General features: G+C 38.5%; 22 protein-coding genes and 1 CRISPR repeat array. Of the genes, 19 read left to right on the top strand and 3 right to left on the bottom strand.

All coding sequences use genetic code 11. The annotated features are described in order from the left end of the window. Positions 1-214: 214 nt before the first annotated feature. Genes cas3 through cas2 form a run of 7 tightly spaced genes read left to right on the top strand, consistent with a single transcriptional unit; the run spans position 215 to position 7,695 of the window. On the top strand, positions 215-2,359 hold the full coding sequence (cas3, locus tag LKE05_RS08995) for a CRISPR-associated helicase Cas3' (protein WP_308456591.1): 2,145 nt from the start codon (positions 215-217) through the stop codon (positions 2,357-2,359). Between the two features lie 10 nt (positions 2,360-2,369). Beyond that, complete coding sequence (gene cas5c / locus LKE05_RS08990; protein WP_308456590.1) at positions 2,370-3,092, top strand: type I-C CRISPR-associated protein Cas5c; 723 nt, start codon at positions 2,370-2,372, stop codon at positions 3,090-3,092. After that, on the top strand, positions 3,086-4,867 hold the full coding sequence (gene cas8c / locus LKE05_RS08985; protein ID WP_308456589.1) for a type I-C CRISPR-associated protein Cas8c/Csd1: 1,782 nt from the start codon (positions 3,086-3,088) through the stop codon (positions 4,865-4,867). The genes cas5c and cas8c overlap by 7 nt, the downstream gene beginning before the upstream one ends. Positions 4,868-4,883: 16 nt before the next feature. Then, complete coding sequence (cas7c, locus tag LKE05_RS08980; protein WP_308456588.1) at positions 4,884-5,735, top strand: type I-C CRISPR-associated protein Cas7/Csd2; 852 nt, start codon at positions 4,884-4,886, stop codon at positions 5,733-5,735. Beyond that, entirely contained in the window at positions 5,732-6,376 is a 645-nt protein-coding gene (gene cas4, locus LKE05_RS08975; protein WP_303672448.1) for a CRISPR-associated protein Cas4, read from the top strand. The genes cas7c and cas4 overlap by 4 nt, the downstream gene beginning before the upstream one ends. Continuing rightward, positions 6,373-7,395 carry a type I-C CRISPR-associated endonuclease Cas1c gene (gene cas1c, locus LKE05_RS08970; protein WP_022228956.1) on the top strand — a complete coding sequence of 341 codons (1,023 nt, stop codon included), beginning with the start codon at positions 6,373-6,375 and terminating at the stop codon, positions 7,393-7,395. Before cas4 ends, cas1c begins: the two co-directional genes overlap by 4 nt. Positions 7,396-7,404: 9 nt before the next feature. Continuing rightward, positions 7,405-7,695: a CRISPR-associated endonuclease Cas2 gene (gene cas2, locus LKE05_RS08965; RefSeq protein ID WP_022228957.1), complete on the top strand. Its 291-nt coding sequence runs from the start codon at positions 7,405-7,407 to the stop codon at positions 7,693-7,695. 145 nt (positions 7,696-7,840) lie between these two features. After that, positions 7,841-9,492: direct repeats of the CRISPR family, unit length 33 nt; unit sequence GTCACGCTCCCCACGGAGCGTGTGAGTTGAAAT. 208 nt (positions 9,493-9,700) lie between these two features. On the opposite strand, the gene LKE05_RS08960 is transcribed toward cas2, so the two are convergent. Further along, the gene (locus tag LKE05_RS08960; protein ID WP_022229361.1) at positions 9,701-10,624 is read right to left on the bottom strand and encodes a DMT family transporter; all 924 of its coding nucleotides are present in this window, start codon (positions 10,622-10,624) and stop codon (positions 9,701-9,703) included. Between the two features lie 182 nt (positions 10,625-10,806). On the opposite strand from LKE05_RS08960, the gene LKE05_RS08955 reads away from it, so the two are divergent. The 6 genes from LKE05_RS08955 (at position 10,807) to LKE05_RS08930 (ending at position 16,308) form a co-directional block, all read left to right on the top strand. Next, the gene (locus tag LKE05_RS08955) at positions 10,807-12,162 is read left to right on the top strand and encodes an MATE family efflux transporter (protein ID WP_308456587.1); all 1,356 of its coding nucleotides are present in this window, start codon (positions 10,807-10,809) and stop codon (positions 12,160-12,162) included. Between the two features lie 75 nt (positions 12,163-12,237). Beyond that, positions 12,238-13,797, top strand: coding sequence for a sodium/proline symporter PutP (gene putP / locus LKE05_RS08950; RefSeq protein WP_308456586.1), 1,560 nt, complete (start codon positions 12,238-12,240; stop codon positions 13,795-13,797). 251 nt (positions 13,798-14,048) lie between these two features. Next, entirely contained in the window at positions 14,049-14,546 is a 498-nt protein-coding gene (gene infC, locus LKE05_RS08945) for a translation initiation factor IF-3 (protein ID WP_337599319.1), read from the top strand. A gap of 29 nt (positions 14,547-14,575) precedes the next feature. Continuing rightward, positions 14,576-14,779 (top strand): 50S ribosomal protein L35, encoded by a 204-nt coding sequence (gene rpmI, locus LKE05_RS08940; protein WP_022229365.1) that lies wholly within the window; start codon positions 14,576-14,578, stop codon positions 14,777-14,779. A gap of 22 nt (positions 14,780-14,801) precedes the next feature. Continuing rightward, positions 14,802-15,155, top strand: a complete 354-nt coding sequence (rplT, locus tag LKE05_RS08935) for a 50S ribosomal protein L20 (protein ID WP_022229366.1) — start codon at positions 14,802-14,804, stop codon at positions 15,153-15,155. Between the two features lie 133 nt (positions 15,156-15,288). Then, a complete protein-coding gene (locus LKE05_RS08930) occupies positions 15,289-16,308 on the top strand; it encodes a GGDEF domain-containing protein (RefSeq protein WP_308456585.1) in 1,020 nt (339 codons plus the stop codon). Positions 16,309-16,570: 262 nt separating this feature from the next. On the opposite strand, the gene LKE05_RS08925 is transcribed toward LKE05_RS08930, so the two are convergent. Beyond that, the gene (locus tag LKE05_RS08925) at positions 16,571-17,167 is read right to left on the bottom strand and encodes a DUF5067 domain-containing protein (RefSeq protein ID WP_308456584.1); all 597 of its coding nucleotides are present in this window, start codon (positions 17,165-17,167) and stop codon (positions 16,571-16,573) included. A 159-nt stretch (positions 17,168-17,326) separates the two neighbouring features. Here LKE05_RS08925 and LKE05_RS08920 point away from each other — a divergent pair, with 159 nt between their 5' ends. From LKE05_RS08920 to LKE05_RS08910, 3 genes are read left to right on the top strand one after another with little or no spacing between them, the layout of a single operon-like run. Further along, positions 17,327-17,989: an HAD family hydrolase gene (locus LKE05_RS08920; protein WP_308456583.1), complete on the top strand. Its 663-nt coding sequence runs from the start codon at positions 17,327-17,329 to the stop codon at positions 17,987-17,989. Continuing rightward, positions 17,920-19,473, top strand: coding sequence for a 4-alpha-glucanotransferase (gene malQ, locus LKE05_RS08915; protein WP_308456602.1), 1,554 nt, complete (start codon positions 17,920-17,922; stop codon positions 19,471-19,473). Before LKE05_RS08920 ends, malQ begins: the two co-directional genes overlap by 70 nt. Beyond that, the gene (locus tag LKE05_RS08910) at positions 19,460-19,846 is read left to right on the top strand and encodes a DUF4186 domain-containing protein (protein ID WP_308456582.1); all 387 of its coding nucleotides are present in this window, start codon (positions 19,460-19,462) and stop codon (positions 19,844-19,846) included. Before malQ ends, LKE05_RS08910 begins: the two co-directional genes overlap by 14 nt. A 17-nt stretch (positions 19,847-19,863) precedes the next feature. On the opposite strand, the gene LKE05_RS08905 is transcribed toward LKE05_RS08910, so the two are convergent. Beyond that, positions 19,864-20,460, bottom strand: coding sequence for an immunoglobulin-like domain-containing protein (locus LKE05_RS08905; protein WP_308456581.1), 597 nt, complete (start codon positions 20,458-20,460; stop codon positions 19,864-19,866). Between the two features lie 44 nt (positions 20,461-20,504). Between LKE05_RS08905 and LKE05_RS08900 the strand changes: the two genes are divergently transcribed. The 3 genes from LKE05_RS08900 to LKE05_RS08890 all read left to right on the top strand — a co-directional run bounded on the left by LKE05_RS08900 (position 20,505) and on the right by LKE05_RS08890 (position 23,980). After that, positions 20,505-20,744 (top strand): ABC transporter permease family protein, encoded by a 240-nt coding sequence (locus LKE05_RS08900; RefSeq protein WP_308456580.1) that lies wholly within the window; start codon positions 20,505-20,507, stop codon positions 20,742-20,744. Positions 20,745-20,895: 151 nt separating this feature from the next. Then, positions 20,896-22,065, top strand: a complete 1,170-nt coding sequence (locus LKE05_RS08895; RefSeq protein ID WP_349164113.1) for a glycoside hydrolase family 88 protein — start codon at positions 20,896-20,898, stop codon at positions 22,063-22,065. A 691-nt stretch (positions 22,066-22,756) separates the two neighbouring features. Continuing rightward, positions 22,757-23,980 carry an ATP-binding protein gene (locus LKE05_RS08890; RefSeq protein ID WP_308456578.1) on the top strand — a complete coding sequence of 408 codons (1,224 nt, stop codon included), beginning with the start codon at positions 22,757-22,759 and terminating at the stop codon, positions 23,978-23,980. Positions 23,981-24,058 lie beyond the last annotated feature (78 nt).

Raw genomic sequence — 24,058 nt, 5'->3', positions numbered from 1 at the left:
TCGTTGCGGATTTGTCTGCAGACTCAATTAAGCTAATCATTGGGGAACATATAAACAATGCGTATGCTTTGTTTATATGTTCCTTTTTTGGTGCAAATATATAAAAATTATAGGTATATTTAATAGATAATTACTAAAAAGTAAAATATATGTTGAAATTGCACGAATAAAGTGATATGATAAAAGTATAATTTGTACAAAAAGGATGATTGCTATGGAATATATTGGACATACATCAGACGACGGACGGAAACAGCTGCTTTTGGACCACTTGAACGGAACGTCGAAGTTATGTCGTGAAAATGCAAATGAATTTTGGGCGGATATAGCCGAATTTGTGGGGCAAATACACGATATAGGCAAGTATACATCGGGGTTTCAAAAACGCATAAACGGTGCGGAAAATATCCGAGTGGAACACGCAATATGCGGTGCAAAAGAAGTTGCGAAAGCACCGCCGAAATCATATGTGCCTATGATTGAGTATTGCGTTGCAGGACATCATTCGGGTTTACCTGACGGCGGAACGAAAGTTGACGGTGAAGAAGATCCGACCTTGCACGGCAGAATGAAACGAAAAACCGGCGATTATTCTGCGTATGAAAATGAAGTTAAACTTGAATATCCCAAAGATAATTTGAGAGAACTTTTTGATGTCAGTAATCAGAGAGAAATTATTGAAAGGTATTCTTTTTTTACAAGATATTTGTTTTCATGCCTTACGGATGCGGATTTTATAGATACGGAGCGGTTTGTAACTACCAACACAGACAGAGGTATAGACGGAGATTTTCAAAAAGCATACGAAAAAGTATGTGAAAAACTTAATTCTTTTAAAATAGAAACCAAACTTCAAGAATCAAGAAGTATTATACAAGAACAGGTTTATAAAAGCGTTGAATCGAATGCGAATGTGTATACATTGAATATGCCGACAGGCAGCGGAAAAACTCTTTGCAGTATAAGAGCGGCTTTGAAAACTGCGATAGAGAATAAGAAAAAACGTATTATATATGTAATTCCGTATGTCAGTATAATTGAACAGACAGCAAAGGTATTCGAGGATATTTTCGGTGATGTACTTCCTGTGTTGCAGCACCATTCAAATTATGATTTTGATGATGATAAAAATGAAGATGAGAACGAAATAACTTCGGAAAAATTAAAACGTTCCTGTGAAAATTGGGACGCAAAACTTATAGTAACAACGAATATTCAATTTTTTGAATCACTGTATCATTATAAAGGCAGACGACTTAGGAAACTTCATAATCTGGCGGACAGTGTTATCATATTTGACGAAATACATATGCTGCCGATTAACTATATTCAGCCTTGTTTAAGGGCGATAGGGTATGTGACGAAGTATCTTAACAGTACAGCAATTTTGATGTCGGCGACAATGCCGAATTATGATAAATTTATGGAAAGGTATATGTCAGGTGTCAAAATAGAAAATGCGGTTAAGGATACGTCGTTGTTTAACGTATTTGATAAGTGCAGATATGAGTATATCGGAAAGTGTGAACTTGCTTCACTGGCAGAAAAGGCACAGGAATATGACAATGCACTTATAATTGTGAACAAAAGGAAAACGGCAAGGGAATTATATGATATTTGCAGCGGTAACAAGTATCATTTGTCAACATATATGACGCCTTTGCACCGTTCGGAGATTATTGCAAAAATAAAGGAAGATATAAAGAACGGAATTAATACGACCGTGATTTCAACATCACTGATTGAGGCGGGTGTTGACCTTGATTTTAAGGCGGTGTTCAGAGAAATTGCGGGAATTGATAACGTATTGCAGTCCGGCGGTAGATGTAACCGTGAGGGTAAGATGGATATGGGCGATGTGTTTGTTTTTGAAACAGACGGCGGAAAAGGTGAAATTCAGCTTAAATCAAATATAACACGAAATTTATTTGAGGAATTTGACAATATTTCAACCGACAAATGTATTGAAGAATATTACAGTCGCTTATTTGCATTTAATGACGGCAATATAGACAAAAGTACCATAACTTCGCTTATGGGTGAAAATTTGAAATTTGATGAAATACCGTTCAGAACGTATGCCGATAATTTTAAGTTTATCAAAAATCAAGTTATAGGAATAGTAATTCCGCGTGATGAAAATAAAGATTTGATTGAACAGCTCAGATACGGAAAACTGTCCGTAAAACGAAAATTACAGCAGTACAGCGCGTCCGTACATATTTGGGAGCTTGAAGAAATGATTAAAGAGGGGATTATAGAACAGCTTGATTGTGGTGTTTGCATACTTGCAAATACAGATTATTATAAGTCGGACGTGGGTTTGACGTTGGAAAATGATGTAGATTATTTTGTATGAGGAGGTTAAAATGAGTTACGGATTTAAAATTATGGTTAAAGGCGATTATGCCGCATTTAACCGCCCTGAAATGAAAGTTGAACGTGTGAGTTATGATGTTCCGACACCGGGAGCTCTTGAGGGACTGATAAAGTCGGTGTATTGGAAACCGGCAATTCGGTATGTAATTGATAAGATTATCGTTTTTAATCCGATAACATTTATCAATGTTCGCCGTAATGAGGTTAAGGAAAAAATAAAATTGCAGTCGGTACAAAAAAGTATGAAAAACGGTACAGGTGATGCAACGATTTATACTAAGGATATGATAAATCAACGCGGAAGTATGATTTTGAAAGATGTATGTTACGGCGTGGAATTTCACTTTGAACTTACGGGTATACAGAGTGACCATGATGACGAGTCGGAGGAAAAGCATAATAATATTCTTCTAAGACGTTTAAGAAACGGTCAACAATTCAGACAACCTGTGCTTGGGTGTCGTGAATTTCCCGTAAAGAGTATTGAGCTTGTGGAGGAATTTCCGCTTGAAAATGTTTCGGATACGTTAAAAGGTGATACGGATTTAGGATTTATGCTGTATCATATGAAGTTTGAGGACGGTGGACATCCGAAAGATAATGATTGGGATAAACGTAATTTTTCGGACAAGGCAGACGCACTTTTTTACAGACCGCATATGATTGACGGTGTTATAGATGTAGCAAAATATAGGGAGATGATGAAATGCTGATAAAGGCTTTGAATGAATATTATGATATTCTTGCGAGAAATGACAAGGTTTGCAAAGACGGTTTTTCAAGACAGAATATCACGCATATGATTATGCTGAGAAAAGACGGTACAGTAAGCGATATTATAAACGTGGAGCAGGAAAGTGAACCCGACAGTAAGGGTAAAACCAAACTTCAGCCTATATCGGTGGTTTTGCCGGAGAGAACACAGAAACCTGGTATAGACGGAAATATTGTCGAACACAGACCGTTATATATTTTCGGACTTAATTACGACAATAAGAGCGGTACATATTCAACTGAGGACAGTACGGATAAGGCGAAGAAATCGCATAAAGCGTTTGTGGACAAAAACCTTGAATTTACAGAGGGTATGACATCGGATATAGTTACGGCATACAGAAACTTTCTGCAAAAGTGGAATCCGCAGGACGAAATCGAAAATGAGTTGCTTGTAAATCTCGGCAAGGCATACTCGACGGCGAATTTTATTTTCGGTCTTGACGGACACCCTGAAATAAAATTGCACGATACTGACGGCGAAATTGCTCAAAAGATAACGGAACTGAAAAAATCAGTCGGACCGGTGCAGGGTAATGACATATGTGCCGTTACGGGAGAAAAAGGCGAAATATCGGTAACGCACGATAAAATCAAGGGTGTAAGAAATGCAAATGCAACAGGTGCGTTAATGGTTTGCGTAAATAATACGGCAGAGTGTTCATACGGCAAAGAACAGGCGTACAACAGTTCCATAACGCAAACTACTATGAAACACTACACAGAGGCATTAAACACTTTAATCGCAGACAAAAATCACAGAATATATCTTGATGATATGACAGTTGTATTTTGGGCGATGTCAGATGACGATTCAAAAGAAACGGATTTGTTTGCTTCAATGCTTGGCTTTGACGATAAGATTGATGCAGATGAAATGAACGGTATTTTGCTTAAATCGCTTAATGACGTAAATCAGGGCAAAAGTCCCGATTTTACAGAACTCGATATTGATAAAAATGTTGAGTTTTATATTGTGGGAATTGCTCCGAATGTTTCGCGTCTTGCACAAAAATTTATATACCGTGATAAATTCGGCAACATATTTTCACATATAGCAAGACACCAAGCAGATATGATGATTGTTAATTCAAAAGGAAATATACCGATGTGGCGAATATTCCGAGAATTAAAACCGCCTCAAAGCACAAATTACACCACACCGCCGCCGCTTATGGCTTCGGTGTTCGGTGCGATAATAAACGGTACACGTTATCCCGAGTCTTTGCTTGAAAATGCCGTAAGACGAGTGAAAACGGATAAATCGGTAAATTATGTTCGTGCAGGTATTATCAAGGCTTGCATAAACAGAAAAGATAGATATTCAAAAAATAAGGAGGAGATAAAAATGGCACTTGATATTGAAAATAATAATCAAGCGTATCTGTGCGGCAGACTTTTTGCCGTACTTGAAAAGGTTCAATCGGACGCATTACCTGGATTGAACAGAACAATTAAGGATTCATATTTTGCGTCAGCTTGTGCAAATCCGTCAACGGTATTTCCGAAACTTATAAAGCTTTCGCAATACCACATTGAAAAACTTGAATATAAAGTTAAATATAAGATAGTTACGGGTGAAATTATGGACAAGCTAAACGGCAAATTTCCAAAGACATTACCGCTTAGCGAGCAAGGTAAGTTTATTATAGGCTATTATCAGCAAATGCAAGATTTATATAAACCAAATGACACAAAAACTAAGGAAATATGAAAGGAAGTAGAAAATTATGGAACCAATTAAAAACAGATACGAATTTACAGTTATTTTTGATGTAGAAAACGGAAATCCCAACGGTGATCCCGATGCAGGCAATATGCCGAGAATTGATCCCGAAACGTCGGCAGGACTTGTTACAGATGTGTGCTTAAAGAGAAAAATTCGCAACTTTGTGGAAATTTTTAAAGAAGATGAGCCGTATTATAATATTCTAGTAAAGCCTGATAAGGCACTTAACACAAAATTTACGGAGGCATATGAGGTAATAGGCGAAAAGACAGGTCAAAAGGGTAAAAATCCTGAGGCGGTAAGAGCAGCAAGAGATTACATATGTCAAAATTATTTTGATGTAAGAACATTCGGTGCGGTTATGAGTACAGGTAACGACCCATGCGGTATTGTCAGAGGTCCTGTTCAGATTAGTTTTGCAAAGAGTGTTGATCCGATATTTACACAGGATATAACAATTACAAGACAGGCAAGAACAAATGAAAGTGATAGTGCTACTATGGGCAGAAAGAGCATAGTACCGTATGGCTTGTACAGAGCTGACGGATATGTGTCGGCTATGCTTGCACAGAAAATTACTAAGTTTTCGGAAGAAGATCTTGAACTTTTGTGGAAGGCCATTATCAATATGTTTGAACACGACAGAAGTGCCGCAAGAGGTAAAATGTGCGTAAGAAAACTTTATGTATTCAAGCATGATTCCTTACTCGGAAATGCTCCGGCGAATGTGTTGTTTGACAAAATTGTTATCAGCAAAAAAGACGGAGTGGAAGTTCCGAGAAGTTTCAATGACTATGAAATCACTGTTGATAAAAATATGCCTGAAGGAGTAGAACTTCAGGAAAAATCATGATTAATATAAGGACAATACAGCATTATATGTATTGCCCGAGAAGATTCGGATTGCTTGAAATTGAGAATGCTTGGGCTGAAAATGTTTCGGTTGTGTTGGCGAATATTATGCACGAAAACGTACATTCAGGCAAACACCAATTCAAAAGCAATAACAAGGTTGTTTTAAGCTCGGTTACTTTGTATAATGATGAACTTGGTTTGTATGGCGTTGCGGATTGTATAGAGTTTTGCAAAAATAAAGACGGCGTACCGATAGACGGTCTTGACGGAAAGTACACTGTCAGACTTGTGGAATACAAGCCTACACAGCCTAAAGACGGCTCTATAAGAGAAACTGACGCGATACAGGTGTTTGCTCAAAAATTGTGTGCGGACTATATTTGGAAATGCAACAGTGAGGGGTGCATATATTATGCCGATACAAAAAAACGTGTGAAAATGCCGTTTGATGAGGAGTACGACAGGTATAAAGCATTGCTAGATGATTTGGTCGGTAAAATGCAAAACGTAATGGAAAGCGGTGTTATTCCTCCAAAAATAAAAGGTCAAAAGTGCAGTGGTTGCTCGATTAAAGATTTGTGTATGCCTAAAACGAAAAAGTACAGCATTAAACAGCTTATTGAGGAGGATTGCGTATGAGAAAACTTTTGAATACTTTGTATGTCACGAATGAAAATATATACATGACTCTCGACGGCGAAAATGTTGTATGTAAGGAAAATAATGAGGTTAAATTACGACTTCCGTTTTCAAATATTGAGGCAATATTTTGTTTCAGCTATCTTGGCTGTTCGCCTGCACTCATGGGAAAGTGTGCCGATTACGGCATACCGATTAACTTCATATCTCCGTCAGGCAGATTTTTGGCTCGCGTGCAGGGTGCGTCACACGGAAATGTGTTGCTGAGAAAACGTCAATACGAACTTTTTTCAAAACCGCCTGCACTTTTAAGACAAAATACCGTTGCCGCAAAATTGGCGAATACAAAAAGTGTTGTGAAAAGAACGCTTAAAGATTATCCGCAAATTGATGAGGACGGCAAGCTGACTCATTGTATAGAACGCTTGGACGGTTGTATTAAAAGCGTGTATATCACAGATGATTATGACGGCATACTCGGTACGGAGGGGAACGGTGCAAAGGCATATTTTGATGTGTTTGACAGCCTTATTCTTCATCAAAAAGACGATTTCTGTTTTGCAATGAGAAGTAAAAGACCTCCGCTCGATAGGGTGAATGCAATGTTGTCGTTTTTATATACGATTTTTACCCGTGAATATGCGGCGGCACTTGAAAGTGTGGGATTGGACAGTTATATGGGATTTTATCATTCGCTTCGCCCCGGACGTGAATCGCTTGCGTGTGATTTGGTCGAGGAGGGGAGATGTATTGTTGAAAGATTTGTGTTGACATTAATAAATCTTAAAATTATTAAACCCGAAGATTTTGATGTACAGTTAAGCGGTGCAGTTTTCTTGAATGATGACGGCAGGAAAAAGGTGCTCTCAAAATGGCAGGAGAAAAAACGTACCGATATGATACATCCGTATTTGAAGGAAAAAATCCCTATTGGACTTTTGCCGTATGTGCAAAGTATGTTGCTTGCAAAATTTGTGCGTGGTGAAATTGACGAGTATCCGTGTTATTTGGCAAAGTAGGTGATATTGATGATGACTTTGGTAAGTTATGATGTGTCAACTGTCGATGCGGCAGGCAGGAAAAGACTTCGCAAGGTTGCAAAGGAATGTGTTAATTACGGACAAAGAGTGCAAAATTCTGTGTTTGAAGTTGATGTTGATTACGGAACATTCTTGAAATTAAAAGATAGACTTATGAAAATTATTGATGAAGAACAAGATAGCCTTCGATTCTATTATTTGGGTAATAATTGGAAGAGGAGAGTGGAGCATATAGGTGCAAAGGAAACATATGACCCTGAGGGCAGTTTGATTTTGTGAGCGAACGTGCAGTGATATTGGTTTTATATGGAGGTTCGCTGAAAAAATAATACATATTATGTAAAAAATATCGATTTTTAAAGTGATTTTTAGTAAAATGTCCGCTCTGTTGTGGTGGTGTGACTTCACATATACAATATGTAGAGTCACGCTCCCCACGGAGCGTGTGAGTTGAAATGCCGCCTCAATAATATTGTTTTTGTGTTCGCCGTCACGCTCCCCACGGAGCGTGTGAGTTGAAATCTTGCAAGTTGTCTTGTATTCGGATATAGAGGTAGTCACGCTCCCCACGGAGCGTGTGAGTTGAAATCTCTACGGCAGTCAGACGCTCCCACACTTCTTTTTGTCACGCTCCCCACGGAGCGTGTGAGTTGAAATATTTTTTGTACGAAAAAAGCACCCCGAAAGGTGCGTCACGCTCCCCACGGAGCGTGTGAGTTGAAATACGAAACAGGTCGCCGAATACCACCAACTCATAGTCACGCTCCTCACGGAGCGTGTGAGTTGAAATGGTTACGGTGATGAAACTGAAATTGTTGATAAAAGTCACGCTCCCCACGGAGCGTGTGAGTTGAAATGTATGCCTTGCGGTCCTCTTATCGTACCTTTGTATGTCACGCTCCCCACGGAGCGTGTGAGTTGAAATGTAGATGTATTCATTTATTATAGCCTGTTGGATGGTCACGCTCCCCACGGAGCGTGTGAGTTGAAATTCATGAAATCTCCAAATATAATTAGATTTCAGCGTGGTCACGCTCCCCACGGAGCGTGTGAGTTGAAATGACCGGAAAGGCTGACAGTTTCGCAATGGGCGGGGTCACGCTCCCCACGGAGCGTGTGAGTTGAAATGGTCACATAATCTTCGTGAGAAATTGTATTGCTTGGTCACGCTCCCCACGGAGCGTGTGAGTTGAAATTAAAACACTTTCCATTAATGCGCCTTCGGGGGTGTCGGTCACGCTCCCCACGGAGCGTGTGAGTTGAAATGGTCACATAATCTTCGTGAGAAATTGTATTGCTTAGTCACGCTCCCCACGGAGCGTGTGAGTTGAAATTCTTCGTTCTTGCCATGTTTTAACCTCCTTATTGGTCACGCTCCCCACGGAGCGTGTGAGTTGAAATCGGTCTATACCAATCCCCTGATAAGTCAATATCAAGGTCACGCTCCCCACGGAGCGTGTGAGTTGAAATTATGTTTTCATCATTCCAATCGACAATGGGGTTAGGTCACGCTCCCCACGGAGCGTGTGAGTTGAAATTCCTCACTTTCCATTAAATCGAACAGTGTGAGTGGTCACGCTCCCCACGGAGCGTGTGAGTTGAAATATCGAATGTTCCGATTATATTTTCGGCTTTTGTTGGTCACGCTCCCCACGGAGCGTGTGAGTTGAAATCGGATATGCGGCGGACCCGTTTGTGTATGTAAAGTCACGCTCCCCACGGAGCGTGTGAGTTGAAATTGTCAGTATTTGCGTTGATACCTAATTCCTTTGCGTCACGCTCCCCACGGAGCGTGTGAGTTGAAATTTTTAGCTGTTCAAACAATACTGTCTCTTTTAACGTCACGCTCCCCACGGAGCGTGTGAGTTGAAATTTTGAATAATCTCTGTTGTGTCCATTTCGTGTACAGTCACGCTCCCCACGGAGCGTGTGAGTTGAAATTGAGGTAATTAATCATCTGTGCAATTTCAAGTTCGTGTCACGCTCCCCACGGAGCGTGTGAGTTGAAATCAACTGTTCGATTTCGCGACTGTATGGGTTAAAGTCACGCTCCCCACGGAGCGTGTAAGTGAGGACGTCGGGGTGCCATCCTATACAAAATAGTAATTACAGAAAATAGGAGATAAGTGGCAGATTACCGCCTTACGGAGCCACCACTCCGTCACTGCGTGCCTCCTCTCCTCAAGGAGAGGTATAAAAGGCTCCGTTGATGGGAGCCGGTGACGAAGTCGGCTAAGTGGCAAGCAAACAAAAAATGGGCGGTGAATAACCGCCCGAAGAATAACTAATTTTTAGATTTATTAACCATAAAAATACCGACTGAAACAAGGACAAGTGCTACAAGACCCTGAACACCGAAAGCCTGATTTTTCTCACCGAGAAAAACAGCCGAAAGGATAACGCCGAATATCGGATTTGTAAAACCGAAAACGGCAACTTTACCGACAGGGTTATATTTAAGCAATATTCCCCACAAAGTATATGCTACGGCTGAAATCATCGCCATATATATAAGAAGTGCGATAGATGCAAGAGTAAATCCGGAAATCTTACCGCCTGTTGCTATTCCGACAACGACAAGAATAATACCGCCTAAAAAGAACTGATAACCGCTAAGAACCACAGGGTTTTCATCTTTAGAATATTTTTTAATCATACCCGATGAAAGTGCATAAGCTGCCGCTGAAAGCAATATAGCACCTTCACCGGAAAGTTTTATACTCATATCAAAACCGCCGTTCGCAAGGTTAATTACAACAACTCCTAAAAATCCTACAACACATCCCAAAACTTTTAAAACCGTCATTTTTTCGTACTTGAATATAAATACTGCGAATAATATTGAAAGAAATACGTTTGCGGCATTTATAATAGAAGATTTTACGCCTGATGTATTCGCCAAGCCTATGTAGAAAAACACATACTGCAAAACTGTTTGCACCATAGAAAGTTTAAAAACAGAAAAAAGTGATTCTTTTTTCGGTACAAGTATTTTTTTGCTTAAAATACTTCCGAAAAGAATTGTAAGTATACCGGCAAGTGTGAAACGAATACCGGCAAAAAGAAATTGTGAGCCGACCGCACCGGACGGAATGTTAAACATCTGATAACCTATTTTAATACAAGGAAAAGCACTTCCCCAAAGCAGACAGCATATAATCGCAAGTCCGCAGACGACAGGTGTTTTTGTTAATAATTTTTTATTCATAATATTACCCTCCTCAAAAAAAACAACCATTCGATTGTACCACAAAATCACAATTAAAACAAGAAAAATTTTTGGTTTTTTATAACTTTTGCGATTATTTGATAATTTTTGAAAAAAGTATTGAAAAATAAAAACATTGTGCTATAATAGTTCAAGCATTAAACAAAGAGAGGAGATTACATATGACTAACGATATGACTAATGGCAGTCCGATAAAGTTGATATTAAGCTTTATGGTACCGCTTCTTATAGGTAATATATTTCAGCAGTTCTATAATATGGCGGATACGATTATTGTCGGAAGAACTATAAGTGTTGAGGCACTTGCGGCGGTTGGTGCGACAGGTTCAATCTCATTTTTGATTGTGGGATTTGTGCAAGGTGTGACGAGCGGTTTTGCGGTTATAACCGCACAGAGATTCGGTGCAGGCAGTGAAAACGGCGTAAGGCGTTCCGTTGCGACAAGCATTATTTTAGGTATAGCCGTAACGATTGTTATGACTGCGATAAGCGTATTGGCGGCAAGACCGCTTTTGGAGATTATGAAAACTCCGTCCGACATTATAGACGATTCGTACAACTACATAATAGTAATTTTTGAAGGTATTGCGGCAGCGGTATTTTTCAACTTGTTTTCAAGTATACTCCGTTCGCTCGGCGACAGTAAAACACCGCTTGTATTCTTGATAATCGCAAGTATTATCAATATTATACTTGACTTTGTGTTTATTCTTACATTTAAAATGGGTGTTGCCGGTGCGGGTTGGGCAACTGTTATCGCACAATTTATTTCGGGTATATTGTGCTTTGTATACAGTTTGAAAAAATTCCCGATTCTAAGACTTACAAAGCACGATTGGAAATTCTCTTGGAAATTTGCTTGGCAACACCTTGAAGTCGGCTTGCCTATGGCGTTTCAGTTTTCGATAACCGCCATCGGTACAATGGTAATCCAATCGGCACTTAATTCGCTCGGTTCAACTGCCGTTGCGGCATTTACAGCCGGCTCGAAAATAGACCAATTTGCAACACAGCCGCTTGCATCATTGGGCGTTGCGGTTGCGACATACACCGCACAAAATTACGGCGCAAGAGAGCTTGAAAGAATTAAAAAAGGTGTGACGGGTGCGGCGATTATCGCAACGGTTTGCGGTATTGTAGGCGGATTTGTTGTTATTATGTTCGCAAAACCGCTTGTTGCATTGTTTGTCGGCAGCGGTCAGAATGAAGTTATGTCGCTTTCAAAAGAATACCTTGTTCTAAACGGCGTATTCTATGTGATACTCGGTTTACTGTTCGTTTACAGAAATGCTCTGCAAGGTATAGGCAGTAGTATGATTGCGTTTTTCGGCGGTGTTTGGGAACTGGTTATGCGTTCGCTTGTTGCATTTGTGCTTGTGTCGTATTTGAAGTTTGCGGCGGTATGTATTGCGTCACCTGTTGCGTGGTTTGGGGCGACAATTTGGCTTATGATTGCTTACTTCATTATCATAAATCGCATTATTAAAAAAGCAAATTTCGCTAAAATTAATTATTGATGTATATTTAATATTGCAAACTTTATCCTTTTTTGATATAATGAGTAGTATATTTAAAAAAAGAGAGGTATTAATATGACATCACAAAGTATAATACAGGGTATTGTATTACTTCTGTATCTTATCGCTATGGTAATGGTCGGATTTGTTTTCTACAAAAAAAATTCAACACATTCCGATTATGTACTTGGCGGACGCGGTATGAACGTTTGGGTAACGTCACTAAGTGCGCAGGCTTCGGATATGAGCGGTTGGCTGTTGATGGGACTTCCGGGTACTGCATATTTGTTGGGTTCGGGTGCTACAAACGCAATTTGGACTGCAATAGGTCTTGCACTCGGTACATATTTTAACTGGTTAATCGTTGCAAAACCGCTTAGAAAATATACACAGATTGCAGGCAATTCAATCACAATTCCAGACTTTCTGCAAAACAGATTTCATTCAAAATCAAACGTACTTCGTATATTCTCGGCGTTGTTTATTTTGATATTCTTTACGGTTTATACATCGTCAATGTTTGCGGCAGGTGCTAATTTGTTTGATTATGTATTCGGTATCGGATATATACCTGCACTTATTTTGAGCGTTGTCGTTGTAACGGCATATACATTCCTTGGCGGATTTAAAGCGGTTTGTTGGACAGACTTGTTTCAGGGATTGCTTATGTTTGCCGCAATAATCGTTGTACCTTGCTTTATGTATAAAGGTCTTAATTCAAATACATTTGAATGGTCGGAAATCGGTAAAATTACACTTGGTGTATCGGAAGGTTTCGGTGCAATGGGTATAGTCAGTGCTATTGCGTGGGGACTTGGATATTTCGGTCAGCCGCATATCCTTACAAGATTTATGGCCATAAAGTCGTCAAAGGATATTAAGCCTGCAAGAAGAATTGCTATGGTTTGGGTTATTGTAAGTCTTGCTATGGCAGTATTGGTTGGTATATTGGCATCGCCGTATATTCAATATATGTTCAAAACAGGTCAGATTACAGACCCTTCATCACTTAGCATTTTGAATGCAAACGGTATGCTTGAGGGCGCAAATACACAGAAAGTATTTATGGTACTTGTACAGAATATGTTCCCGACAGTGATTGCGGGATTGTTGCTTTCGGCTGTACTTGCGGCTATTATGTCAACAGCCGATTCACAGCTTCTTGTTGCGTCATCATCATTCTCATCGGATATATACAACACGCTTTTCAACAAGAATGCTTCGGAAAAGACATTGCTTAATGTAAGCCGTATCACGATTGTGGTTGTTGCAATTATAGCTTGCTTGCTTGCACTTGACCCTAATTCATCGGTGTTTGAAATCGTTGCTCACGCATGGGCGGGTTTCGGTGCGGCATTCGGTCCGGTTATTCTTTGCAGCTTGTTCTGGAAACGCTGTAATGAATACGGTGCATTGGCAGGTGTTATATCCGGCGGTGCGGTAGCACTTTTGTGGGCATATGTTCCGACCGCTATATGGGGTGCGGATAATCTTCCGGGTATATTTACCGTATATGAAATTATTCCTGGATTTATTGTATCGCTTGCACTTATCTTTATAGTGTCACTTGCCACAAAAGCTCCGTCAAAGGAAGTTATAGAAGAATTTGAATCGGTTAAAACAGCAGATGTATAATATAAAAGGGTTGTCGGCTAATGCCGGCAACCTTTTTTGAAAATATTTAATAAAAATGCTTGACAGTGAATAAATAATCTGATATAATATTTCAGAAAAGAAAACAAGCAGAACAATCCGTTCTCACCGTACGGCGAAGGCTTTGCGGTAAATATACAGATACTTTAGGTATCGGTGTATTGTGCGGGTGCGTTTTGCAGCCGTTTTTTTGTTTATGTTTTAAGGAGGGATTAACAATTAGTAAGAATGATTTGCAGATTAACGAACAAATTCGTGATAACGAAATTCGAGTTGTTTCAGCTGATGGCGAACAGCTTGGCGTAATGAGTGCAAAAGAGGCACAGGATATTGCGTATGAAAAGGGAATGGATTTGGTTAAGATTGCTCCGCAGGCAAAGCCACCGGTATGCAAGATTATGGACTACGGAAAGTACAAGTTTGAGCTTAATAAGCGTGAAAAAGAAAACAGAAAGAACCAAAAGGTTATTAACATCAAAGAGGTTCAGCTTTCACCGTCTATCGATACAAATGATTTCAATACGAAATGTAATCATGCAATAAAGTTCCTTAAAAAGGGCGATAAGGTAAAGGTTATAGTTCGTTTCAGAGGTCGAGAGGTAAGTCATTCACAGATTGGTTATACCTTGCTTGAAAGATTTGCAGAACAGGCTAAAGAAGCCGGAACTGTTGAAAAACCGGCTAAGCTTGAGGGCAGAAATATGACAATGTTTCTTGCTCCCTTGTCATAATATTATTTAATTCGGAAGGAGTGTGCATTATGGCTAAGACTAAGATAAAGACTCACAGAGGCGCCGCTAAGAGATTCAACGTAACTAAGAATGGTAAGGTTAAGATGAACAAGGCGTTCAGAAGACACATTTTGAACAAAAAGACAACTAAGAGAAAAAGACATCTAAGAAAGCAAGCTTACTGCTCAAAGGCTAACGCAGCAGTTATTAAAAAGCTTATTCCTTACAAATAATTCGAAAGAGAGGTAGAAACTAATGGCAAGAGTAAAAGGTGCATTAAATACAAGAAAAAGACATAAGAAGATATTAAAGCTTGCTAAGGGCTTCAGAGGTGCTGAAAGCAAGCAATTCAGAATTGCTAACCAAGCTGTTATGCGTTCAATGCAAAATGCTTATGTAGGCAGAAAAAGAAGAAAGAGAGATTTCCGTCGTCTTTGGATTACAAGAATCTCTGCTGCTTGTAAGCAAAACGGTATGAACTATTCAACATTTATGAACGGTCTTAAGAAGTCAGGTATCGAAATGAACAGAAAGATGCTTTCTGAAATCGCTATCGCTGACAGCGTTGCATTCGCAAAGCTTGTTGAAACAGCTAAGGCTGCTCTTTAATTTGGAGTACATTGTGACAGATTTTCAGTCTGTCACTTTTTTTATGCAAAAAATGAAAAATAACTCTAAATTAATCTTGTTTTTGTCGAAAGAAACGTGTATAATATACTCATAGAGAATAGGGAGATATATTATGAGAATTAAAGACAATGTTAAAAGTGTCTACACACAGATTATTGTCTTATGTGAAATATTCCATATTTCGTTTCTATTTATATTTAAGCATTTTTCAATGCAGATACCGTTTATGTATAATATCGGCAGTGTGATATTTTATATATTAATGCTGTTTGTTGTGCTGAAAGGATATTATCGCGTTTGTATTGTACTGGTGCATTTGGAAGTATCGGCGTTTGTTACGGTGACGGTGCTAAATGGCGGATATTCGTCGGATTTTGCCTTGTATTTGATTTCTATGGCAACATTTGTGTATTTTAATCCGTTTAAACATCGGAGTGTAACATATATATTTTCGATATGTGAGGTACTGTTGTATATAGGTTTGACGTTGCATTGCCGTCATATTTACTCGGAGGCAGAAGTACATATCGTTTTTGTTTCAATATACAATACCGTTTTGGCAGTCGGAATTATATTGATAGGTGCGTACATATCGGACGTATCGGCAACTGTAACGCATAGAAAGCTCGTTGATGAAAACAAGACTCTTAACAATCTTGCAAATTACGACCGACTTACAGGCTTGCAAAGCCGAAGAATGTTTATGGAACGAATTAAGGACAGCGAGGACAATAAATCTGTGGTCATTTGTATCGGTGATATTGATGATTTCAAAAAAATAAACGATACATACGGTCATTTATGCGGTGACTATGTACTGCAGAATATTTCGGAGATTATGAGAAAATCGCTTGGCTTGGAGAATATTGATATATGCAGGTGGGGCGGTGAAGAATTTGTGTTTATGTTCTGTAATGATGATATTGACAGCGCATTTGTAAAAGTTGAAAACTTAAGAAAAACTATCGAAAATAAAAATTTTGTTTATGAAAATAACAATATTTACGTTACGATGACGTTCGGAATTATCGAACGTGATAGCGGTAAAGTCGATGATGTTCTTCTTGAAAGTGCCGATAAATTGCTGTACAGAGGCAAAATTAACGGTAAAAATGTGGTTGTTAAAGCATAATAAAAAATATCTCTGCATTGTGCAGAGATATTTTTTTGAGCCTGTCGACAGATGTCGACAGCTCCAAAAATCACATCTTGCGATGTAATTTTTGAGTATTTTTAGAGAAAAAATCTAAAGTTCCTCTAAAGTTGAAACTTTAGATTTTAAGCCATTTCTGTCGCACAGGTCGTCAGAAATGATTTTTAATGAGGTTAGCACCTCAAACACCCAAGAATAAAGTAGACAAAACCATTATGGTTTTGTCTACGGTTTATTTGCTTTAGAAATTAAATGTCTTTGTAACGAATGATTCGTCGTCTGAAGAGAACGGCTGAACTGTTATTTCAAGCGGTGACGACTTACTGTCAAGCTTGTACGCTTTTTGAACAGTGATTGTTTCACCCGGAGCAATATTTTGTGAAAGTGTAAGAAGTTCAACACCGTCCACGCCGATTACTGTTGCAGGAGCTAATGAAGAACCGTTTTGTTCGGCGACGACGTCATATACTCCGCTGAATGATTGGTCTGAATCGGTTTTGTTTGTAAATTCAAATGACACAACAACAACGTCGCTGTCATCATAATTGATAAGTTTTGCTTCCTCGATAGAAATATCATTGTTGCTTACTTCACCCGAATAGCTGTCCGCTTTTGTATCTGATTTTGCCTCTGTACCTTCAACTGCCGCCATATCGACATTCTTTGAATAGTCCTGACCGTCAAGAGTTTCTGTTGCACTGCCGTTTTCGTATGCACCCGACGCATCTGCCTGCGCAGTCTGCTGAGGTGTTGTATTTGTATTTTCTGTCTTTTTACCACAGCCCGCAACTGACATTGCAAGAATTAATGCGGCAATAACGATTAAACTTTTTTTCATATTTACATATCCTTTCTTCAAAAAAAATTTTTGTAGAAGCTTTAATGATATACTATCACAGTGTTTTTTAAAAATCAAGCATATCAAGAAAAATTCATAATCTATTCACATTGACATAATAGTTTTCAAGATATATAATTAACATAATGAGGTGATTTTATGAGTAATATTAAAGCGTGTATATTTGATCTTGACGGTACGCTTACAAATACGATAAATGCTATTGCACATTTTGGTAATATTGCACTTGCGGCATTCGGTTTGCCCGAAATTCCGGTAGAGGATTATAAAATATATGTCGGTGACGGCAGAGATAAACTTATTCACAGAATGCTCGGAGTTTACGGCAAGGATAATGCGGAAATGTTTGAAAAAGTGCGTGATGTGTATGACGAAAATTATGAAAATGATTATCTTTATGATACGGATGCGTATGACGGAATAAGAGAATTGCTTGAAGAACTGAAAGAGAACGGCATAAAAATTGCGGTATGCTCAAATAAACCGGATAATGTCGTGCATTTTGTTACCGATAATATTTTCGGTGAAAATTATTTTGACGCGGTGCATGGAGTTATTGATGGTATGCCGACAAAACCCAATCCTTTTACGGCGCTTGAAATAGCGAAAAAACTCGGTGTAAAGCCGTCAGAGTGCCTGTTCTTGGGTGACACCAATGTTGATATATTTACGGCGAAAAATGCCGAAATGACGTCGGTCGGAGTGCTTTGGGGATTCAGAACAAGAAATGAATTGGTACAAGCCGGTGCAGACTATATTGCGGAAAATCCGCATGTAATTTTACAACTTATCGGGAGGTAGAAGAAATGAGAAAAAGCGGTATTTTAATGCACATATCATCGTTGCCGTCTGATTACGGTATCGGTACAATGGGCAAAGAGGCATATAAATTTGTAGATTTTTTAAAGAGTGCAAAACAAAAGTGTTGGCAGATTCTTCCGATTGGCCCGACAAGTTACGGCGATTCGCCGTATCAGTCGTTCTCAACGAATGCAGGCAATCCGTATTTTATAGATATGGATATTTTGCGTGAAGAAGGTCTTTTGAAAAAATCGGACTATTCAAAGCTTGAGTGGGGTAAAGACAGAAAAAATGTTGACTACGAAACAATTTATGAAAATCGTTTTAAGGTTTTGAAAATTGCTTTTGAAGAATTTAAAAAAGGTGATTTGTCGGAATTTTACGACTTCTTGCAGAAAAACGAAAGATGGATTTCAAACTATGCGTTGTTTATGAGCATAAAGAATGAAAATGACGGCAAGTCTTGGCTTGAATGGGAGGACGGACTAAGAAAACGTGATTCTCATTCGTTATGGGAATTTAAGTCGTCGCACGAAGATGACGTTATGTTTTGGGAGTTTGTGCAGTTTAAATTTTTTGAACAGTGGAACAAACTTAAAAAGTATGCCAATGACAACGGTGTGTCGATAATCGGCGATATTCCGATTTACGTTGCGCTTGACAGTGCGGAAGTGTGGGTATATCCCGATTTATTTGAACTTGACGAAAATCTTGTGCCGAAAGCTGTTGCAGGTTGTCCGCCGGACGCATTTTCTCCGACAGGTCAGCTTTGGGGAAATCCGCTGTATAATTGGGACAGGCACAGAGAATGCGGCTTTAATTGGTGGATAGACAGAATAAAGAGTGCAACGTCATTGTATGATGTTGTTCGTATCGACCATTTCAGAGGATTTGAGGGGTATTATTCGATTCCTTACGGGGATAAAACCGCCGAAAACGGTCAGTGGCTGAAAGGTCCGGGAATTGAATTGTTCAATGCCGTTAAAAATGAATTGGGCGATTTGCCGATTATAGCGGAGAATCTGGGATTTTTGACTGAGGACGTGCATAAGCTGTTGAGGGATTCGGGTTTTCCGGGTATGAAAGTGCTTGAATTTGCATTTGATCCGCGTGAAGAAAGTAATTATTTGCCGTATACATATAATTCAAACAGCGTTGTCTATGTCGGCACGCACGATAATAATACAGTGATTGGTTGGATTGATGAGCTTGACGAAGATACACTTGAATTTTGTAAAAAGTACATTGATTCGGAGGATGATATTGTTTGGAAACTCATTAAAACCGCAATGGCAAGTGTGAGCGATACGGCGATAATTCAAATGCAGGATTATCTTGAACTCGGCAGTGAGGCAAGAATGAATATACCGTCTGTACTCGGCGGCAACTGGCAGTGGAGAATGGGTAAGAATGATTTGACTGACAAACTCGCAAAGAAAATTGCCGATATAACCTGTACATACGGAAGATATGAAAGACAGTGATTTTATGCAGACGATTGAACAGGCACTTTTAAAGTTGGAAAAGTCAAAGTTCAGAAGTAGTTTTAAGCTGAAAGAAAAGGATAGGGAGTATGTAAAAAATAAAGGTATGGATACTGTGCGTTCACACGCACGCGACTTTGTTCGTGACAGACTTGCACCGTCATTTATTGCAAATGACGGCAAGCAAACACCCATGCGCGGACACCCTGTGTTTATTGCACAACACGCAACGGCGTGCTGCTGCCGCGGTTGCCTTAACAAGTGGTACAGAATACCGAAAAATGTTGAACTTACTCCTGCCCAACAAGAAAAAATAGTGAATTTGCTTATGGCTTGGATTGAAAAACAAATGAAAAATACACCTATCGAATGATAGGTGTATTTTTTGTGTTATTGCAATACATTTGTAAGTGGTGTCATATCCTTGTCCCATGCAAATATTGAAACTGATTTGTCGGAGGTGATACCTGCAAATGAAATTGTTTGTTCTGCTTTTGAATCAAGTGTAACGGTTTGAAGTTTAGCCGTGTTAAGAGTATCATTGTCGTTGTATACGCCGACTGTAACCTTTATAGTTAAGCTGTCCGAAGAATTGTTCTTAACTGTTACGTTCATGCTGTTGTCGTCAAAAGTTTTGCTCAATTTTACTGTTTCTTCACCCAGAACAGAAAGACGGAAGTCTTTATAAACTGTAAAGCTGTCTGTTTTATTTGTGATTTGTGCCGTCATTGTAACGTCTGTCGCCTTTGATGAACCGTAGAATGTACCGTCATTGCCGATAACCGATGTATCGGAAGATGTCCATGTTACTTCTGCGTCGTCTGAAGTGATTTGCGGCAAAGTGATGTTTTGCTCTACACATTCCGGTGTGCTTGTAAGTTTATCGATTGTGATTGCCGCTACGGCACTGTCAACGGCTGTATCAGCCATTCTTTCAATTTCGTACAGTTTTAGCGATTTAATCTTTACAAAATCGGTCGGGGTCATATTCTTGTTTGCCGTGAAACGAACATAAACCGTCTATCGCAACAATGATATTGTTCTCATTTGTATGGACATGGAACGACTATATGAGTCCGTACTTGTACATATCGGATATAAACAAACAAATGCTTTCTGTAGGTATTAAGTTGTTTTCAGTCGGACAAGTTCAGGATTACGGTGCACAAATGGCGGCGGCTACACTTGTATTGCTGCCGATAATCGTAGTATTCCTGTTCTGTCAGAGATTCTTTATTGAAAACGCTACATCTTCGGGAGTTAAAGGATAATTAAAGAGGTAGACTGAATAGGCAAGCCTATATTTTCGGCTTGCCTATTGTTATACATTCAATTTATTGACATTAAATTATTGCTATTGAAATAACTTGGCCGTGTTGGTATAATTATTATATAAGGAGTGTGATTTTAAGTATGATAACTATGGAAGAATTACAAGGCTATCCGGTGGCTGATGATAAAGAAATTCGTGATGCACACAATAAGGCGGTTTCGCTTATTGAACATAATGTTGACGAGTTTTTTGACTGTTTTCCGGGTGCAAACAGTGAAAATAATTTTTACAGGCAAACAGAAAATACAGACTGGACAGAGGGGTTTTGGACCGGTGAATTGTGGCTTGCTTATGAGAGTAACAAAGACGATAAATTAAAGGAAGCGGCACTTTGTCAAGTGGACAACTTCCTTTACAGAATAGAACATCATATTAATACCGACCATCACGATATGGGCTTTTTGTACAGCCCGTCTTGCGTTGCGGCATATAAGCTTACAGGCAGTGAAGTTGGTAAACGTGCGGCACTTTTGGCGGCGGATAATTTGATGAAACGTTTTCACGAAAAAGGTCAGTTCTTTCAGGCGTGGGGCAAAATAGGCGATAAGGACAATTACAGACTTATAATAGATTGTCTTATGAATATGCCGTTGCTTTTCTGGGCGAGCAAGGTGACAGGTGATAAAAAGTATGAAGAAAAAGCACAGGCGCATATAAAAACAGCGATGGAAAATATCGTGCGTGACGATAATTCGACATATCATACATATTTCTTTGATATGGAAACAGGTAAACCTACAAAGGGTGTTACTTGTCAGGGGAATCGTGACGGCTCGGCTTGGGCGAGAGGTCAGGCTTGGGGAATATACGGCAGTGCGGTTGCGTATTCTAAAACAGGAAATAAAGAATATTTGGATATATTTAAACGTGTAACAAAATATTTTATGGAACATTTGCCGAAGGATTTAGTGCCTTATTGGGATTTTGATTTTGATACCGGCAGTGATGAACCGCGTGATTCTTCATCAGGTGTTATAGCGGTATGCGGTATGCTTGAAATGGCTAAATATCTTGATAAAGATGAGGCTGAATATTATACGCAGACGGCTAAAAGATTGCTTAAAGCAATTATTGATAATTGTGCCGTTAAAGACAGTAAAGAGTCTAACGGACTTTTACTTCACGGTACATACGCAAAGAAAACACCGCATAATACATGTAATAACGGCGGTGTTGATGAGTGTAATACATGGGGAGATTATTTCTATATGGAGGCACTAACACGTCTGACAAGCGACTGGGATCCGTATTGGTTTTAGTATATAGACAATAAAAAATACCGTAGTCGTAAGACTGCGGTATTTTTGATATGTCGTAAAACTTATCTTTTTGATAATGTTTTAATATCTTGAAAAGCCTTGAAACAAGGGATTTCTCACACCAAATTTTGCATACGTGTTATACACGGTAGACTGCTCAAGGGGTTCCATAACTTTTCAGAACTTACAAATTCGCATATAACGTTTATCGAAAGGAGTTTACTCTCTTAAAATATAACACATTAGTATTTATGAAAAAAGAAAGCAGTGGTTAAGAGAGTGACTCCTAAATGAGTATAGCATATAAGTTAAAAATACAATTTTTAATTATTGGATTTATTTTATTAATATTATGTGATATAATGTCAATAAATAGATGTATATTATATCTATAATATTTTATGGTGATGTTATGGAAGATTTAGAAGATACTTAATTATTAAAAAATAATATCAGAGAATTTGTTTATGTAGAGCAAATTATGAGATGATAGATAATAGTAGTTATAGTATTTGTTATTATGATAAGAGCTATGTACCGCCAAGAGAAAAATATAAAACGTGATTTTTTTGGATAGAAACAATCGACAAATGTTTTAGGCTGATTTACGATGCAATCTTAAATTAACGTTGACAATAATGCGTGATTGATATATAATATAATTGGATTAAAATATGAGAGGAGAATATCCATGACATATATAAATCGTGACTTAGAGGAAAAAATTAAATCTGCTTCTAAAGAATATGCTTGTATTTTGATAACAGGTGCAAGGCAAGTTGGTAAATCCACTGTACTAAAGCGATTAATGGATGATAATCGTGAAGAAGTTTTGTTGGATGATATAGAAGAAAGAAAATTAGCATCAAAGGATCCGGCACTTTTTTTGCAAATGCACTCATTACCGATTTTGATAGATGAAGTTCAATATGCACCTGAACTGTTTTCTTATATAAAAATGGCAATAGACAAAGGCGCTGCTCCCGGTTCATTTTGGCTAACGGGTTCTCAACCATTTAAGCTCATGGAACTTGCGCAAGAATCTCTGGCCGGAAGAATTGCTATTATTCATATGCCTTCACTTTCACAACATGAAATCTATGGGAATGATAAAACCGAACCATTTTCTGTTGATTTAGATAAATTAAAGAAACGTAGTAAAATAAATAAGCCGGCTGATCTTAATGAAATATACAGACGTATATGGAGTGGCTCTTTGCCCGGACATATAAGTGGAAAATACACAGACAGAGATCTGTTTTATAGCAGTTATCTTCAAACTTATATAGAGAGAGACGTAAAAGAGATAGCTGATATTGATGATACAATGATATTTAGCGATTTTATTCGTTCTGCTGCTTGTAGAGCAGGTCAAATGCTCAATGTGTCAGATATTGCCAGAGATGTTGGGATTTCTAACGATACGGCAAAGCGTTGGCTAAAGATTCTTGAAAAATCTGATATTGTATTTTTCTTGCGTCCTTATTCAAATAACTTGCTAAAGAGAACAATAAAAACTCCTAAAATGTATTTCTTTGACACCGGACTTGTTGCATATCTTACAAGATATTCATCTCCTGAGATTTTAGCAAACGGTGCAATTAATGGTGCAATACTTGAAAATTACGTTGTGTCTGAGATTATCAAAACGTATCACAACAATGCAAAAGAATGCCTTATATGGTATTACCGTGATACAAACAGTAATGAAATTGACCTTGTAATTGAAAGTGACGGTATGCTTCATCCTATTGAAATAAAAAGAACTGCCAGTCCCGGAACCGAACTTATAAAACCGTTTAAATTATTAGATAAAGCATCTGTTCCAAGAGGTAAAGGTGCAATTATTTGTATGAAAGAAACTCTTTCCGCAGTTGATAGCGACAATTATATTGTACCTATTTGGATGATTTAATTTATGTTGTATTTAGAAGAAACAAAATCGAGGTGGTATCATGAATCCGGTTGAAAATAAAAAAATATGCTAAAAGCA

This window comes from Hominilimicola fabiformis (assembly GCF_020687385.1).
Taxonomy (GTDB): domain Bacteria; phylum Bacillota; class Clostridia; order UBA1381; family UBA1381; genus Hominilimicola; species Hominilimicola fabiformis.
The sequence above is the reverse complement of the archived record's forward strand: the minus strand, read 5'-3'. Positions and strand labels throughout refer to the sequence as shown.